Source organism: Nonomuraea sp. KM90, from assembly GCF_052246675.1.
In the GTDB taxonomy this organism is placed as follows: Bacteria; Actinomycetota; Actinomycetes; order Streptosporangiales; family Streptosporangiaceae; genus Nonomuraea.
In genome coordinates this window covers 298,435-314,494 of sequence record NZ_JBQQCB010000003.1, presented here as the reverse complement: position 1 = coordinate 314,494, position 16,060 = coordinate 298,435, and the positions used below count along the sequence as shown (strand labels likewise).

Annotated in this window: 18 protein-coding genes; 2 read left to right on the top strand and 16 right to left on the bottom strand. The window is 68.0% G+C overall.

Annotated elements, in window-relative coordinates; genetic code table 11:
- Positions 1–67: 67 nt before the first annotated feature.
- The gene (locus ACTWPW_RS05945; RefSeq protein WP_443168126.1) at positions 68–1,303 is read right to left on the bottom strand and encodes an alpha/beta hydrolase family protein; all 1,236 of its coding nucleotides are present in this window, start codon (positions 1,301–1,303) and stop codon (positions 68–70) included.
- Between the two features lie 103 nt (positions 1,304–1,406).
- Between ACTWPW_RS05945 and ACTWPW_RS05940 the strand changes: the two genes are divergently transcribed.
- The gene (locus ACTWPW_RS05940) at positions 1,407–1,997 is read left to right on the top strand and encodes a helix-turn-helix domain-containing protein (protein WP_443168125.1); all 591 of its coding nucleotides are present in this window, start codon (positions 1,407–1,409) and stop codon (positions 1,995–1,997) included.
- Positions 1,998–3,017: 1,020 nt separating this feature from the next.
- Here the strand turns inward: ACTWPW_RS05940 and dprA are convergent.
- The 3 genes from dprA to ACTWPW_RS05925 form a co-directional block, all read right to left on the bottom strand.
- The gene (dprA, locus tag ACTWPW_RS05935) at positions 3,018–4,232 is read right to left on the bottom strand and encodes a DNA-processing protein DprA (protein WP_443168124.1); all 1,215 of its coding nucleotides are present in this window, start codon (positions 4,230–4,232) and stop codon (positions 3,018–3,020) included.
- Between the two features lie 590 nt (positions 4,233–4,822).
- Positions 4,823–6,358: a YifB family Mg chelatase-like AAA ATPase gene (locus ACTWPW_RS05930; protein WP_375115051.1), complete on the bottom strand. Its 1,536-nt coding sequence runs from the start codon at positions 6,356–6,358 to the stop codon at positions 4,823–4,825.
- Positions 6,359–6,721, bottom strand: a complete 363-nt coding sequence (locus ACTWPW_RS05925; protein ID WP_375115050.1) for a YraN family protein — start codon at positions 6,719–6,721, stop codon at positions 6,359–6,361. It lies immediately after the preceding gene.
- A gap of 844 nt (positions 6,722–7,565) precedes the next feature.
- Here ACTWPW_RS05925 and ACTWPW_RS05920 point away from each other — a divergent pair.
- Positions 7,566–7,736, top strand: coding sequence for a hypothetical protein (locus ACTWPW_RS05920; protein WP_443168123.1), 171 nt, complete (start codon positions 7,566–7,568; stop codon positions 7,734–7,736).
- A 217-nt stretch (positions 7,737–7,953) separates the two neighbouring features.
- Here the strand turns inward: ACTWPW_RS05920 and ACTWPW_RS05915 are convergent, their stop codons facing one another.
- The 12 genes from ACTWPW_RS05915 to ACTWPW_RS05860 all read right to left on the bottom strand — a co-directional run bounded on the left by ACTWPW_RS05915 (position 7,954) and on the right by ACTWPW_RS05860 (position 16,058).
- Complete coding sequence (locus tag ACTWPW_RS05915) at positions 7,954–8,277, bottom strand: DUF2469 domain-containing protein (RefSeq protein WP_026215037.1); 324 nt, start codon at positions 8,275–8,277, stop codon at positions 7,954–7,956.
- A 39-nt stretch (positions 8,278–8,316) separates the two neighbouring features.
- Positions 8,317–8,985, bottom strand: coding sequence for a ribonuclease HII (locus ACTWPW_RS05910; RefSeq protein ID WP_375115049.1), 669 nt, complete (start codon positions 8,983–8,985; stop codon positions 8,317–8,319).
- A 52-nt stretch (positions 8,986–9,037) separates the two neighbouring features.
- On the bottom strand, positions 9,038–9,631 hold the full coding sequence (gene lepB, locus ACTWPW_RS05905) for a signal peptidase I (protein WP_375115048.1): 594 nt from the start codon (positions 9,629–9,631) through the stop codon (positions 9,038–9,040).
- Entirely contained in the window at positions 9,631–10,488 is an 858-nt protein-coding gene (gene lepB / locus ACTWPW_RS05900) for a signal peptidase I (protein WP_375115047.1), read from the bottom strand. Before lepB (ACTWPW_RS05900) ends, lepB (ACTWPW_RS05905) begins: the two co-directional genes overlap by 1 nt.
- Positions 10,489–10,633: 145 nt before the next feature.
- Positions 10,634–10,996: a 50S ribosomal protein L19 gene (rplS, locus tag ACTWPW_RS05895; protein WP_080042338.1), complete on the bottom strand. Its 363-nt coding sequence runs from the start codon at positions 10,994–10,996 to the stop codon at positions 10,634–10,636.
- Positions 10,997–11,133: 137 nt separating this feature from the next.
- Positions 11,134–11,934, bottom strand: coding sequence for a tRNA (guanosine(37)-N1)-methyltransferase TrmD (gene trmD / locus ACTWPW_RS05890; RefSeq protein ID WP_375115046.1), 801 nt, complete (start codon positions 11,932–11,934; stop codon positions 11,134–11,136).
- Positions 11,934–12,434 carry a ribosome maturation factor RimM gene (gene rimM / locus ACTWPW_RS05885; protein ID WP_375115045.1) on the bottom strand — a complete coding sequence of 167 codons (501 nt, stop codon included), beginning with the start codon at positions 12,432–12,434 and terminating at the stop codon, positions 11,934–11,936. The genes trmD and rimM overlap by 1 nt, the downstream gene beginning before the upstream one ends.
- 73 nt (positions 12,435–12,507) lie before the next feature.
- Positions 12,508–12,753, bottom strand: coding sequence for an RNA-binding protein (locus ACTWPW_RS05880; RefSeq protein WP_043634919.1), 246 nt, complete (start codon positions 12,751–12,753; stop codon positions 12,508–12,510).
- Position 12,754: 1 nt separating this feature from the next.
- Positions 12,755–13,198 (bottom strand): 30S ribosomal protein S16, encoded by a 444-nt coding sequence (rpsP, locus tag ACTWPW_RS05875; protein ID WP_364126915.1) that lies wholly within the window; start codon positions 13,196–13,198, stop codon positions 12,755–12,757.
- A 252-nt stretch (positions 13,199–13,450) separates the two neighbouring features.
- A complete protein-coding gene (gene ffh / locus ACTWPW_RS05870) occupies positions 13,451–15,001 on the bottom strand; it encodes a signal recognition particle protein (RefSeq protein ID WP_375115044.1) in 1,551 nt (516 codons plus the stop codon).
- Between the two features lie 57 nt (positions 15,002–15,058).
- Complete coding sequence (locus ACTWPW_RS05865) at positions 15,059–15,619, bottom strand: GTP-binding protein (protein WP_195899383.1); 561 nt, start codon at positions 15,617–15,619, stop codon at positions 15,059–15,061.
- 7 nt (positions 15,620–15,626) lie between these two features.
- On the bottom strand, positions 15,627–16,058 hold the full coding sequence (locus ACTWPW_RS05860; protein WP_375115043.1) for a DUF742 domain-containing protein: 432 nt from the start codon (positions 16,056–16,058) through the stop codon (positions 15,627–15,629).
- Positions 16,059–16,060 lie beyond the last annotated feature (2 nt).

Below are 16,060 nucleotides of genomic sequence, written 5' to 3'. Positions count from 1 at the left end.
CCCACTGACACCACCACCCCCAACAGCTGCCCACCAGCTCCGCCCAACCGCACCCGATCAAGGGGCGTCACACGGAGAGAGCGGCCCCGCCCCGCAATGCCAGCCACTCCGCGATGTCACCGACGACAGCCGGATCGACATGTTGCGCAGGTTCGTACTCCGCGGGCGTTGACGGACCCACGCCCGGAAAGAACAGGTGGTTATCGGCGTCGTACACCCGGATCGTGACATCCGGCCGGTGCGCGAGACCGTCCCGCCACCCCGACAAGTCGTCCGCGACGGTCACCTGATAGTCGCGGCCTCCCTGACCGATGAACATCGGTTTGTCCAGCGCCGCCGCGGCCGCTACAGGGTCGTAGGCGCGCATGTCCAGCCAGTACGAGCCGGGCAGCTCGAACGGCAACGCCTTGGCCGGTGTCGAGGGCGACAGGTCAGGGCTGTCGACCATCGCCACCTGCTCCATGATCCCCTTCACGAGGGCGTCTGCGGGCGGGCCGGGGGTCAGGGAGGCGAGGTAGCGGGCGACGCGTACGGCGGCACGATGCATCGGCTGCGTGTCACCGGCGAGGATCACCAGACCGGCCACGGACGGTTCGGCGGCCGCCACCCGCGGAGCGACCTTGCCTCCCATGCTGTGCCCCAGGATGTACACCCTCGTGGGATCGACTCCCGGCTGGTTCTGGAGGGCGCGTACGGCGGCGACCGCGTGCGGCACGTACTCGCTGGCCATCGTGAAGTCGGGCGCGCTCGTCACTTGGCTGTGCGTATGCGTCACCTTGTCGAACCGCAGGGTGGCCGCGCCCCGGCTCGCCAGCCCCCACGCGAGATCCTTGAGTGGCTTGTTCGGCCCGATGGTCTCGTCGCGGTCGAACGGCCCGCCTCCGCTGAGCAGCACGATGCCGGGCCGCGGCTCGGCACCAAGCGGCAGGCTCAGCGTCCCGGGCACGGCAAGAGTTCCCGACCCGACCGTGATGTCCTGCTCGACGAAGAGTTGCGGCACGGCATAGTCCGGCGGTGCCCACGTGGCGGTGGTCGCGAGCACGAATTGCAGCCCATGCAGTGCGCCGGCGTCATCCACCGACATGACCACCGTGAACCCATCACGCTCACAGACGACCGGAACGCTCACGCGTACCCATCCAGCGTCGACCGGCTCCCCCACCGGCTCCCCGAGGGCGGAAACCGGACCCCGCTTGCCCATCTCGATCGTCCAAGCAACCTGCAGCGCCTGATCGGACACGGCCGCCCGCAACTCCGGAGCGAACATCTCCCCGATCTCACCGAAGCGCCCGTCGCGCGCCATCTCCACGACCGCAACGGCCGTAGCCAGCTGATCAGTTCCCATCGACTATCACCTCCATTGTTCTCATTGTTGAGAAAGGTAGCATATATGAGACCATAAGCACGTGGACACCTTGGAGCTCCTGGCACACCCCGTACGGCTGCGCGTCGTACACGCGATGAGTGGAGGGCGTCTGTTGACGACCTCCCAGCTGTGCGCGCGAATCCCCGACGTCTCCAAGGCCACGCTCTATCGCCACATCGACCTGCTGGCGACCGGGGGAATCCTGGAGGTGGCCGACGAGCGGCGGGTACGGGGAGCGGTGGAGCGGCGATATCGCCTGCGCCAGGACCTGGCGGTGATCGACAACGCCATGGTCGAATCGCTGTCGCTCGACGATCACCGGCGCGGCTTCGCCACGGCCATGGCTATCTTGCTGGCCGAGTTCAACGCCTACCTCGACCGAGATCACGCCGACCCGGTGGAGGATCTCGTCGGATACCGGCAGCACGCCGTCTGGCTCAGTCACGACGAACTCCACGACCTGATCAGCGACCTACGCAGCGCCATCGCGCCCCGACTGGCCAACCAATCCACCCCGGACCGCGCCCAATACCTGCTCAGCCCGATCCTGTTCCCTCTCGAGACGCCACCTTCCAACCCCGAATCCGCCTCCGAGGCTGAAACCAGGACCGAGCCCGACCCCGGCACCTGATCCGAGACCCAGCCAACCTCAACACCGAACCTCAAACCGGAACCGGAACCGGAGACGAATTCCGAGGACGGCTAAAGGGCTGGGCAAGGACCGCCGAGGGCAAGCACCGTTCAACGGCAAGGACTGCCAAGGGGCCGAGGGCAACGGCAGTCGATGACCGAGGGTGAAGGCCATCAATGGCAGGGGCCGACGGCCATCCAGAGCCTGGACGAAACCTGAATCCGGAGCGTGTCCGGGCTGACACCGACACCGCGAACCAAACCGAGACCGAGGACCGAGCTGACCCCAGGTCCAAGACCAAGGCCGGGGACAGGACCCGGTCCGAAGCGGGACCATGGGCAGCTGGAACCAAGACCGGGACCGGGAACAAGGCGAGCCGGGGCCAGAGGCGGGCTGGGTCAGGAGCGGACCCGGGCCGAGGTCGTAACCGGGCCGAGGTCAGGCCGGGTGCCAGAGGCGGGCCAAGGTCGAGACGAATCCGGGTCGAGGCGGACCCGGGCTGGGGTGAAGGGCGAGTGCGAGCGCGCTTGACCGGTCGCCGCCGCGACCATTGGTCACCGCCTTGTGCCTAGATCCCACTCGCAAGGGCGATGCCCGCCCGATGAGGGTGGCCCGATCCTTGCTCTCACAGCGTCACATCTCAGGCCAATGCCCTGGTCGCGGGAACCTTCGACGAAGTCGCCCTGACGTCGACGTGCGGCCGGTGAAATGGTGACGGCCACCGCTTGATCCTAAGAGGGTCTTGGTCGAGACCGAAGGAGAGCATAACGATGGCCGCAGAATCAGTGTGCTGCTTGAGCGACAGCGGCGAGGCAGAACCTGTACCGGTGGCCCCTACTTTGTTGGGTTCCGTATGAAGATCGCGTCTGATGGCCGGCGCCGTGGAGTGGATCTGGGACGACTTGTCGGCCATGCCCCTTGCCATTCTGCGTGGCCACGGCACTTGAAGTCGTTGGTCTACGAATTGCGAACGGGGTGCGAGGTCGTGAGCGGCCAGTCCTGAGTTGTGGTGGTGGTCTCCTAGGAGATGGGGTGGTCGTACTCCGGGGGTGGGAAGTCGTCCGGGGGTGGTGGGGAGTCGGCGGGGTCGGGTTGTGGGGTGGGTGGGGGGTCCAGGGCGGCGGAGTCGGAGGCTTTGCGGTATGTAGTGGTCTGTTTGCGGAGGCGCCAGCCGTTCTCGGTTCTTTCTATGTACCCTGCGGCTGCCAGGCCGCCCAGTGCGCTCAACGTCGTGTCCAGGCCCAAGCCGGCTGCCACCGCGATCGAGGCGGGGCCTGCGCCGCCTCGGGCGGGGATCGCGTCAAGGACTCTTTTGGTCGGCTCGTTGAGTTTGTCCCTGGGGACGGCTGGGGCTCGGGATTGTGTGGCCAGGTCGTCGCCCATCACGCCTACGAGGTCGATCATTTCCTCCGGTGAGGTGATGCACACCGCTTTTCGTTCTCGGAGGAGTCTGTGGCAACCCGCTGACATGCCCGACGTGATCGGGCCGGGGACCGCTCCCAGGTGTCTGTTGAGGGACAGGGCGTGGGTTGCCGTGTTGAGGGCGCCGCTGCGGAGGGCGGCCTCCACTACCACCGTTCCCATGGAAAGGGCGGCTATGAGGCGGTTTCTGATGAGGAAGCGCGCTCGGGTCGGGTGAACGCCTGGTGGGCACTCGCTGATCACGACACCCTGCTCTCGCACTGCGGCGAACAGGGTGTCGTGGCCGGTCGGGTAGCAGATGTCCACACCACAGGCCAGGACCACGACAGTGGGTGAACCTGCGGCCAGGGCACCTTTGTGGGCCGCGCCATCCACTCCGAACGCTCCGCCTGACACGACGGTCCAGCCTGACTCGCTGAGGCCGACGCCGAACTCGGCTGCTATGTGCGATCCGTACGAGGTTGCTGCCCTTGCCCCCACCACGGCGACGGATTGGAGGCAGGAGAAGCGGAGATCTGCTGTGCCGTGGGCCCACAGAGCCAGGGGGCGGCTCAGGCCTAGTTGATCCAGCTGGGTGGGCCATTCTGGGCTGCCGGGGATGATCAATCTGGCGCCGGATCTTTCTCCTGCTTCGATGTCGGCTGCGGGGTTGGCGGATGCCAGGCGGGCGTACCACGTGTTCAGGCGGGAGGTGAGGTGGTCTGGTGAGCGGTCTCGCTCGGCTTCCCGGGAGACGAATTCCGGCGGGAGGGTGCGGGTGCGGATCGCCTCCACCGCTCGATGAGCGCCGTACTGGGCGACGAGGCGGCCCATGGTGGTGTCTCCTACGTCGGTGGCCCGCATGAGGGCGGCTCTGGCCTCGGCTTCGGTCTGAGTTGATGTCCTGGTTCCAGTGCCGGGGCCAGTGCCGGGGCCAGTGCCGGTTCGAGTTCCGGTTCGAGTTCCGGGTCCTGTTCCAGTTCGGGTTGGGGTTCCGGGTGGGGGTTGGGTGTCCGTCTTGGAGTGAGTGTCCGTCGGAGGGTGGGTTCCCGTTCCGGGTTGGGTGTGCGTCTTGGCTTGGGTGGGCCGTGCCATGGGCGTCTCTGTGACGGACTCAGCCTCGTTCTTGGGGCTGGCTCTGCTGACGGTTCCTGCTTCGGGGTGGAGCGAGATCTCATGTGGTGGGGTGCTGGTTGCGGGGGCTTGTGGGGTCTCGTCGGTGGCTGCGAGTGGTATGTCGATGCTTGCCGGTGCTGGGGGTGGGGTGGTCAGGGAAGCAGATGTGGGTGACTGGGGCTGGTGGGTGATTGTTGCGTGGAGGGCGGGCATGGGGGCTCCTACAGGTCGTGGGACGTGGAGGGGTCGCTAAGGGGTGGGGTGTTGAGTCGTGGGTTTCTGCGGGGGCTTGCTGGATTTGCGGGGCGCTACGACTTCACGCCTAGCCAGAAACTCAGGGCGGCGTTTGTCTCGTCCTGGCCCGGCTTGTCGTTGCCGGCCAGGTCAGCGAGGGTCCACGCCACTCGTACGACGCGGTCGAGGCCCCGGGCGGTGAGGGCGCCCGAGTCGAGGCAGGACGTCATGGGGCGCATGGCTTCTGCGGACGGGCGGTAGTCGGCGTGGAGGATGGAGGAGGGAATCTCGGCGTTCGAGCGCCAAGGAGTGCCGGCCAAGCGTTTCGCGGCTCGTTCGCGGGCCTCCAGGACGCGTTCGGCCACGGTCTTGCTGGTCTCCACGAACTGGCGGTCGGCCAGGAGCTCGCGTCTGGTGGAGCGGGCGACCGTGACCTTCATGTCTATGCGATCGAGGAGTGGGCCCGAGAGCCTGCCCAGGTAGCGGCGTCTGATCGTGGGGGAGCATTTACAGGTTTCGCCCTGGTCCTCGGCCTGGGCGCAGGGGCAGGGGTTCGCGGCCAGGATCAGCATGAACCTGGCGGGGAACGTGACCGAGCCCGCCGACCTCGACACCGTCACCCGGCCGGACTCCAGCGGCTGCCTGAGCGCGTCCAGGACATGGCGCGGGAACTCCGGGGCCTCGTCCATGAACAGGACCCCTCGGTGTGCCAGGGAGACGGCTCCGGGGCGGACGATCGTGCTGCCGCCTCCGATGATCGCGGCCGAGGTCGCTGTGTGGTGCGGGCTGATGAAGGGAGGCCGGCTCATCATGGGGGCGTTGGTCGGGAGCACGCCTGCGACCGAGTGGATGGCGGTGACCTCCAGGGCGTGGTCGAGCTCCAGATCCGGCAGGAGGGTGGGGAGGCGTTCGGCCAGCATGGTCTTGCCGGTGCCAGGCGGACCGAGCATCCAGAGATTGTGGCCACCGGCCGCGCAGACTTCGAGGGCGCGCCGGGCGGTCGGCTGGCCCACGACATCCGACAGGTCGACGTCGGGGACGACGGTGGACTTGGGCGGCTCGGGGCACTCCTCGACCTCGGCCTCGGGTGGGTCGTCTCCCTTGCGCAGCCACTCCACGAGCTGGCGGAGGTGGGCGACGGGGACCACCTTCACGTCAGGTACGAGGACGGCCTCCGCTGAGTTCGCCGACGGGACGACCACCGTGACATCGCCGTGCTTGGCCGCGCCCAGGACGGAGGGAAGCACGCCGCGTACGGGTCTTATGCGCCCGTCGAGGCCGAGCTCTCCGAGGAAGAACGGCTCCGCGATGCGTTCGGCGGGGACCACGCCTGCCGCACCCAGGATTGCCACCGCGATCGCCAGATCGAACTGCGATCCGCGCTTGGGGAGGCTGGCCGGGAAGAGGCTGACGATGATGCGGGCGTCGGGCCAGGGATAACTGCTGTTGACGACCGCTGATCGCACCCGGTCGCGGGCCTCGCTGAGCGCCGTGTCCGGCAGACCGATGAGGTGGATGCCGGCCAGGCCGTTGCCCACGTCGGCCTCGACCTCGACAGTGCGGCCGGCGACGCCCACCAGGGCCACGCTGCGGGTGCGGGCCACGGCCACCTAGATCGCCCCCCGTACGTGGCGCAGGGCGAAGTCTCCGGCGAAGCGCTCCAGGGCGATCACGTCGACTCGTACGGTCTCGTACGTGTGGGAGGACTGTGTGGTCAGCCACTTTGCGGCGAGCATGCGCAATCTGGCGAGCTTGGCTGGGCTCACCGATTCCAGGGCCGAGCCGTGGGATCTGCTCGATCGGGTCTTGACCTCGACCACGACCAGGTTGGGGCCCTCTTCCGCGATGATGTCGATCTCGCCATGGCGGCAGCGCCAGTTGCGCTCGATCACCTTCATCCCCTCGGCCTCCAGGTAGGTCACGGCTGCCTGTTCGCCGCGTTTGCCTAGCTCGAGCTTGCTCTCCGTGGCCATGTGCCATCTCCGTCCGGTCGATCGGTGCGGGTCTGGTCATGACCTTCGTGGATGCGGGGTGGTGGTGGCGGGACCGAACGGGGTTCTGGGGATGGCGGGGGTGGGTTGAGTGGGGGTTGTGGATAACGGCTCGGGTCGGCACGGCTCAGCTTGACTCGGCCCTTGGTTGAGGCTGGGACCGGGGCCTGAGCTGGCGGACCGGGGTCGGAGCTGGCGAAGGCCGGGGGCCGCTAGCCGGGGGCCCGGTCGGCGCGGCCCGGTCGGCGCGGCCCGGTCGGCGCGGCCCGGTCGGCGCGGCCCGGTCGGCGCGGCCCGGTCGGCGCGGCCCGGTCGGCGCGGCCCGGTCGGCGCGGCCCGGTCGGCGCGGCCCGGTGGGCGGGATCGGCGCGGTTCCAGGCCGTAGGGAGGATGTCAGCAGGGCTTGGGAGGGCGTCAGGGGCCGCGGGAGGATGTGCGAGGAAGGGCGGTGGGAGGAAGCGCGTGGGAGGAAGCGCGTGGGAGGAAGCGCGTCGGAGGAAGGGCGTGGGTGACGGCCGTGCAGGGAGTCCAGATGGCCACCGGTGTGTGGATGCCGACAGGCCAAGAGGCCGGGGGTGTGGCCAAACCCGGGGGCGGATAGGCGCGCCGTGCTGGGACGGCGAGCAACGTTGGCTGTCCCGGCGTGGACGACGGCCATGGCGGTGAAGGGTGCGGCGGCAGCGTGGCCGACCAGCTGTAGGTGGCGAACGTCCCGATGAGGCGGTGGCGCGGCCGATCAGGGGTGGAAGGCCGTGTCGATACGACAGCGGCACCGCCGGTCAGATGTGGGCGGCGCTGTCGAGAGAGCGGCGGCCCCCCTGACCAGGTGCGGAAGGCCCGTGTCAAGACGGGCGAGCCACCGCTGATCAGACATCGGCGGCGCTTCGAGACGGCCGGGGACACCCTTGACCAGGTGCGGGAGGCCCGCATCGAGACGGCGGGCGGCATCCCCGACCAGATGTCGGCGGCCGTACCAGGCAGGCGGCCCCGCGGCTGAACCAGCCACCCGACCGGCCCAACACCACACACCCCCCACCGCCTCTCACAGGCGGCAGGCATAGACGCACAGGCCCGGGCCAAGACGGGGATCACCGGCGAGCCGGTGGTCGAGGTTCAGCCGATGGCCAGGGGCGCCACCAGCCGCCACAGCCCCGAGCCCACGCCTGAGCCGTCCCGAAGCTCGAATCCACCCCCGGACCCCGGCCCACCCCTCGCTACCCCGAGAACCCTTCCTTCGGCATCTCCAGGTCCGCCTTGGCGAGCTCCTCCACGTTCACATCCTTGAACGTGACCACCCGCACATTCTTGACGAACCGCGCCGGCCGATACATGTCCCACACCCAAGCGTCCTGCATCTTCACGTCGAAGAAGACGTCGCCGTTCTCCGCGGTACGGACGTCGAGGTCGACCGAGTTGGTCAGATAGAACCGCCGCTCAGTCTCCACCACGTATGTGAACAAACCGACGACATCACGGTATTCGCGGTAAAGCTGCAGCTCCATCTCGGTTTCGTACTTTTCGAGATCCTCTGCGCTCATCGCGGTCCTCCTGTCGTACCGGTCCCCCGGTTTGCCTGCTCAGGCAACCCCGGCCCCCATTTCATTTTCACCCATCCCCCTCGCCACCGTGACAAAGGAGTAACGGTGATCGGGACACGGGCCGTGCGTTTCCAGCGCCAGCCGGTGTCCTGGTGTGACATACCCCTTGTGCTCGGCGAAGCCGTACTGCGGGTAGCGCTCGTCCAGCGCGACCATGAGGCGATCCCGGGTCACCTTGGCCACGATGGACGCGGCCGCCACGCATGCGGCCACCTGGTCCCCCTTCCACACGGCCAGCGACGGCGCCGGCAGGCCCGGCACCGGGAAACCGTCCGTCAGGATGTACTCCGGGTCACAGGGCAACTGTGCGACGGCTCGCCGCATTCCTGAGACATTGCATTTGTGAAGACCTTTGGCGTCGATCTCCCCCGACGGGATGATCACTATGCCTACGTGAGAGACGCGCATGATCTGGTCGTAGAGGCGTTCGCGCACCAGCGGGGTGAGCAGCTTCGAGTCCGCCAGGCCGTCGATCTGCCTGCGCAGGATGACGGCGGCGACCACGAGCGGCCCCGCGCACGCGCCACGCCCGGCCTCGTCGACGCCCGCTATAGGGGTGAGGCCGCGGCGGGCGAGCGCCCGCTCATAGGCGTAGAGTCCGGAATCGCGCCGGACGACGCTCGGTCGAGGGCGGAACGCAACTGTCATGACACAGGCAGCGTACGCCCCAATCGCCGCAAACCGCGACCGAAAGCCCCCGCTACTTGACCTTGTCGAAAGTGTCAGGACGGGAGAAGAGATAGCCCCGCGACAGCGGCCAGTAGCGCACCACGGCCTTGCCCACCACCGCGTCTTCCGAGATGAAGCCGCCTCCGGGCTCCTCCATGTGGGCCCGGGAGTCGGCCGAGGCGCTGCGGTGGTCACCCATCAGCCAGAGCTTCCCGGGGGGCACCGTGACGTCGAACTTATCGCCGGAAGCGAAATCGTCGGGGTAGAGGTAGGACTGCTCGTCCAGCGGCGTGCCGTTGACCGTGATGCGCTTCTGCTTGTCGCAGCACACCACCTTGTCGCCGCCGATGCCGATGACCCGCTTGATGGTGTCCTCGCCGTTCCAGCCCTTGAACACCACGATGTCGCCGCGCTCGGGCTTGCCCGCCAGCTTGTTGACGAACACGCGGTCGTTGACCAGCAGCGTGTTCTCCATCGACACGGACGGGATGTAGAACGAGCCGACCACGAACGCCTGCAGCAGCAGCGCGATGCCGACGCCCATGATGAGCAGCAGAACGGTCTCGCGGAAACCGCCCTTCTTCTTCTCTTTCCCCACGCCCTCCGCCTTCTTGGTGACGGCCATCAACGCCTCCTCCGCAGGCGCCGACGAACCAGCACCAAGGGTACGGCCAGCCCGAACCCGGCGACCAGCGGCACGGACCCGCCGAGTGCCTGGAGCGCGGGCTGCGCGAACGTGTCAGGGATGTCGATCGAGTCGAACCGGTTGAACGGCCAGACGATCACGAAGGCCCGGCCGATGACCTGACCTTCGGGAATGGAGCCGCCGCCGGGATCACCGGTGTGGGACCGGGAGTCGAGCGAGACCGAGCGGTGGTCGCCCATCACCCACAGCCGCCCCTCCGGCACCGTGATGTCGAAGAACTTGTCGGACGGCACGTTCCCCGGATAGAGGTAGCTCTCCTCGTCGATGGGGGTGCCGTTGACCGTGATGCGCTGCTTGGAGTCGCAGCACTTGACGTGGTCACCGCCGACGCCGATGACCCGCTTGATGTAGTCCTTCTCGCCGGGCACGACGCCGAACGCGGTGCCGACCCACCGGAAGAACGCCGCGAACGCGTTGGGCGGCTCCTCCAGCTGGAACTCGCCGTCCCACGAGTCGACTCCCGAGAACACCACCACGTCTCCCCGCTCGATGTCGCGGGTGTGGTAGACGAGCTTGTTGACCAGGACCCTGTCGTTTTTCAGCAGGGTGTTCTCCATCGACTCCGACGGAATGTAGAAGGCCTGGACCACAAACGTCTTGATGATCAGGGCCAGCACCAGGGCTACGACGATAAGAACGGGAAGTTCTTTCCAGAACGACCCCTTCTTCTCCGTCTTTTCACCCTTGGCCGGCTTCTGAGTCTCTTCGGCGACCACGTCCACCTCGTCCTCGACAGGGCGGCGCGCCGCGCCGTGCTCCTGGCTCTCGCTAGTCATCGCTGACGAGCCTAGATGATGCACCGGCTCGACAAGCCTCGACCGACGTTACACCCACGCACGAGTCGCTCCACATAAAGGAAACGGCCCTGTAAAGCCGAATGGCCCGCGCGGTGCGCGGGCCATCGGAAGAGAACAACGGAGCCTACTTGGCGGCCGTCGTCTCGCGCTTCTCGCGAATGCGGGCGGCCTTGCCGCGCAGGTCGCGCATGTAGTAAAGCTTGGCCCGGCGCACGTCGCCGCGGGTCACGAGCACGATCTTCTCGATGACCGGGCTGTGCACGGGGAAGGTGCGCTCGACGCCGACACCGTAGCTGACCTTGCGGACCGTGAAGGTCTCGCGGGCGCCGCTGCCCTGCCTGCGCAGCACGAAGCCCTTGAAGACCTGGATGCGGGAGCGGTTGCCTTCGACGACTCGTACGTGAACCTCGAGCGTGTCACCCGGGCGGAACGCCGGCACGTCACCGCGCAGGGTCGCCTTCTCGAGCTCCTGGATCTTCGTGTGCATGAGAGCTGTCCTCAAGTCCTCGCGAGCACGCGGAGGTCCACCCGGCCGAGGCTCGCGGCGGACGCGCTTGCTGATTTGATGAACCCGGGATCGTTTCCCGGGCATGACGGACCAACCGTACGACGGTTGGCAGCGATTCAGTTTGCCATATCTTCCGGCTGGAGGCGAAACGAGAGCTCTTCAAGGAGCTTTCTGTCGTGCTTGTCCAGTGTCGCGGGGTCGAGCGCCGCCGCCAGTTCGGGCCGGTTCCGTACGGTACGCCGGATCGCCTCGTCGCGCCGCCATCTGGCGACATTTCCGTGATGTCCCGACAGCAGCACGGCGGGCACCTCGTGTCCCCGCCACACGGGCGGCTTGGTGTAGACGGGACCCTCGACGAGGTTCTGCATGGAGCCGGGCGCGAACGAGTCGTCCACGGCCGACTGGGCGTTGCCGAGCACGCCGGGCAGCAGCCTGCCGACGGCCTCCACCATGACCAGCACCGCCACCTCGCCACCGGCCAGCACGTAGTCGCCGATGCTGACCTCGTCGACGCGCAGCCGGGAGGAGTATTCGGCCATGACCCGCGAGTCGATGCCCTCGTAGCGCCCGCACGCGAACAGCAGCCACGGCTCCCCCGCCAGCTCCTGCGCCAGCTCCTGGCTGAACGGCCGCCCGCTCGGCGTCGGCACGATCATCCGCGGCAACCCGCCGTCCGGGCCCTCGGGGCCGGCGGCGATCACGGTGTCGATGGCCTCGCCCCACACCTCGGGCTTCATGACCATGCCCGGCCCCCCGCCGTACGGGGTGTCGTCCACGGTCTTGTGCACGTCGTGGGCCCAGTCGCGGAGCTGGTGCACGTGTACGTCGAGAGTGCCGCGCTCACGCGCCTTGCCGATCAGCGAGACGTCGAGCGGGGCGAAGTATTCGGGAAAGATCGAGACGATGTCGAGCCGCATCAGAGCAGCCCCTCGGGCGGATCGACGACCAGCCGCCCCGCCTCCGGATCGACCTCGGGCACCAGCTCCTTGACGAACGGGATGAGCGCGTCGTCCTGGCCCTCGCGGCGCACCACGAGGAGGTCCTGGCCGTGGTGGAGGACGTCCGCCACCTCTCCGACCGGCTCGCCGGAGACGGTCCGCACCGCCAGCCCGATGAGCTGGTGGTCGTGGAACTCGTCCGGGTCGTCGGACGGCGTCACCTCGGCCGAGTCGATGACCAGCATGGTGCCGCGCAGTTCCTCGGCGGCGTCGCGGTCGGCGACCCCCTCGAACGACACCAGCAGCATGCCCTTGTGCCAGCGGCGGGACGTGACGACGAGCGGCCCCCGGTCCGCGGGGTCCGTCTCGATCGAGATGCCGGCCGCGAAGCGCAGCTCGGGATCGTCGGTGCGCACCTCCACGGTCACGTCACCGCGTACACCGTGCGGGCGGCCTATCCGGCCGACGACCAGCTGCACGTGAACCTGCCCTCTCTTATCAACGCAAGCGCCCCCATCGGAACGAGACCGATGAGGGCGCGCAAACCTGACGCTAACGGACTGCTTCGTGCAGGTCGAGCAGATCGACCCGTACGTACTTCCCGTCGGCCAGGGCGTTCACGACCGTGCGCAGCGCCTTGGCGGTGCGCCCGCCGCGTCCGATGACCTTGCCCAGGTCCTCGGGGTGCACCCGGACCTCCAGGACGCGCCCGCTGCGAATGCGGCGTGCGCGGACCCGGACATCGTCAGGATGTTCGACGATGCCCTTAACGAGGTGCTCGAGAGCCTCCTCGAGCACGTCAGGCCTCGCCCTCGGTCTGGGTCTCGGCGGGGGCGGCCTCGGCCTCGTCCTTCTTCTTGGCCTTCTTCGGCGTGGTGGCGGCCGTGCCGGTGTCGCCACCGGACAGCGTCTCCTTGGCCGCGGCCTCGTAGAGGGCGTGCCGGTCAGGCTTGGGCTCGGCGACCAGAAGCGGCGCAGGGGCGGGCTCGCCCTTGAACTTCTGCCAGTCGCCGGTGAGCTTGAGCAGCTTGAGCACCGGCTCGGTCGGCTGCGCGCCGACACCCAGCCAGTAAGCCGCACGCTCGGCGTTGACCTCGATGCGCGAAGGGTGCTCCTTCGGGTGGTACAGGCCGATCTCCTCGATCGCCCGGCCGTCACGCTTGGTGCGGCTGTCGGCGACGACGATACGGTATTGAGCGTTGCGGATCATGCCGAGCCGCTTGAGCTTGATCTTGACTGCCACGGGTGTGGTCTCTCCTGCATTCGAGCGTGGGTGAACGGCACCTCGCCGAGTGGGGCACGACGGGATGACGCTCCAGGGACAGGCGTGACCTGTGGGAGATGAGAGGGCACCCACCTGGTCACGGTGTTCCAACATGTCATTGTGCCAGATCGACGGCACTGCCTACGACTTGTCACGGCAGCGCACCGCAAAGGTCCGGCAAGGACCGGATATCGGCGTACGCCCGCCGCCGCGGCGGCGGGCGCCGACCGGTTACTTCTGGCCGGGCAGCCGCAGCTTGGACGGGTCGAAGCCGGGCGGGAGCTCCATCCCCGGCGGCAGCTTGCCGCCCAGGTTGCCCAGCACGCCGCCCTTCGCGGGCTGCTCCCCGTCGGGTTCCTCGGCGGCGGCCTTGCCCAGCGCGGCCTTGCGCGGGTCGCCGCTGACGCGCCGCCCCTTCTTGGCCTTCTTCTGCGCCTTGCTCGCCTTGCCCCGCCCCCCGGGCATGCCGGGGATGCCCATGCCGCCGGCCATCCGCTTCATCATCTTCTGCGCGTCGAAGAAGCGGGTGACCAGGTTGCTCACGGCGCTCACGGTGACGCCGGAACCGGCGGCGATGCGGGCGCGGCGGGAACCGTTGATGATCTTCGGGTCCTGGCGCTCGGCCGGGGTCATCGAGCGGATGATGGCCGCGATGCGGTCGAGGTCGCGGTCGTCGATGGAGTTGATCTGGTCGCGCATCTGCCCCATGCCGGGCATCATGCCGAGCAGGTTCTTGATGGGCCCCATCTTCTGGACCATCATCATCTGCTCGAGGAAGTCCTCGAGCGTGAAGTTCTCGCCCGACGTGAGCTTGCCGGCCATCTTGGCGGCCTGCTCCTCGTCGAACGTCTTCTGGGCCTGCTCGATCAGGGTGAGGATGTCACCCATGTCGAGGATGCGGGAGGCCATCCGGTCGGGGTGGAAGGCGTCGAAGTCTTCCAGCTTCTCGCCCGTGGAGGCGAACATGATCGGCCGGCCGGTGATGTGCCGGACCGAGAGCGCCGCGCCGCCGCGCGCGTCGCCGTCGAGCTTGGTCAGCACGACGCCGTCGAAGCCGACGCCCTCCATGAACGCCTGCGCCGTCGTGACGGCGTCCTGGCCGATCATGGCGTCGACCACGAACAGGACCTCGTCGGGCGAGACCGCGTCGCGGATGTCGGCGGCCTGCTTCATCATCTCCTGGTCGATGCCCAGGCGACCCGCGGTGTCGATGATGACGATGTCGTGCTGCAGGCGCCTGGCCTCGTCGATGGACGTGCGGGCGACCGAGATCGGGTCGCCCACGCCGTTGCCGGGCTCCGGCGCGTAGACCGCGACCTCGGCGCGCTCGCCCACGACCTGGAGCTGCTGGACGGCGTTGGGCCGCTGCAGGTCGGCGGCGACCAGCATGGGCACGTGACCCTGCTCGCGCAGCCACTTGGCCAGCTTGCCCGCCAGCGTCGTCTTGCCCGCGCCCTGGAGGCCCGCCAGCATGATGACCGTCGGTGGCGTCTTGGCGAAGCGAAGCCTGCGGGTCTCGCCGCCGAGGATCCCGATCAGCTCGTCATTGACGATCTTGACGACCTGCTGCGCCGGGTTGAGCGCCTGGGAGACCTCGGAACCGCGGGCACGCTCCTTGACCTGGGCGACGAACGCCTTGACCACCGGCAGTGCGACATCGGCCTCTAGCAGGGCGATGCGGATCTCACGGGTGGTGGCGTCGATGTCGGCATCGGACAGCCGCCCCTTGGATCGGAGGGAGGAGAAGACCGATGTCAGCCGGTCGGATAGCGTCTCGAACACGTGGTTGGCCAGTCCTCGAAGCGAATGTACGTCTAAGACTCCAGCCTATCCGCTCCGCTAGCCGCTCCAGCCTGGCACGGCCATCCGGACCGTGAGAGCGTGCTCGACGAGGTTGATCAGAGCGCTCTTGACCGAGTCCTTGGAGCGGGCGTCGAGCCGCACCATCGGGATGTGCGGGGCCAGGGTAAGGGCGTCGCGCACCTCGGAGTCGCTGTGCGCGTACTGGCCGTCCCACCCGTTCACCCCCACGATGAACGGGAGCTGGGCCTCTTCGAAATAGTCGATGGCCGGGAAGCTGTCGGCCAGGCGGCGGGTGTCGACCAGCACGACCGCGCCGATGGCACCGCGTACGAGGTCGTCCCACATGAACCAGAAGCGGTGCTGTCCGGGCGTGCCGAACAGGTACAGGATGAGGTCGCGGTCCAGCGACACGCGGCCGAAGTCCATGGCCACGGTCGTGGTCGACTTCAGCGGTGTCATGCCCAGATCGTCGATTCCGGCGGAGGCATCCGTCATGACGGCCTCCGTCGTCAACGGCATGATCTCCGACACGGCACCGACGAACGTCGTCTTGCCAACCCCGAACCCGCCGGCGACCACGATCTTCGTCGAGGTCAATCCGGGGCTAGAGCCTGCGAAGTCCACTTAGCACCCTTTCCAGCAGGTTGACGTCCGGCCTACCCTCATCCAGCTGCGGCTGATGCACCCGAACCAGGCCCTCGGCCGCCATGTCCGCGATCAGAACACGCACCACGCCGAGCGGGATCCGCAGCAGCGCCGACACCTCTGCCACCGATCGGACCTGCAGGCAGAGCTGGCTGATCGCTTTGTACTCGGGCGTGATGTGCGAGAACTCCCGGTGCTCGGCGGTCGCCGAGGACACCAGGGCCTCCATCGCCAGCTTGACCTTGGGCGCGGTCCGCCCGCCCGTCACGGCGTAGGGCCGTACCGGGGAGGCGGGGTCGGAGCTGGGTGGCTGGGGCGGCGGCGGCTCCCAGCCACCGCTGTTCCAGCCGCCGCTGTTCCAGCCTCCGCTGTTCCACGTGGGATTCGTCACCT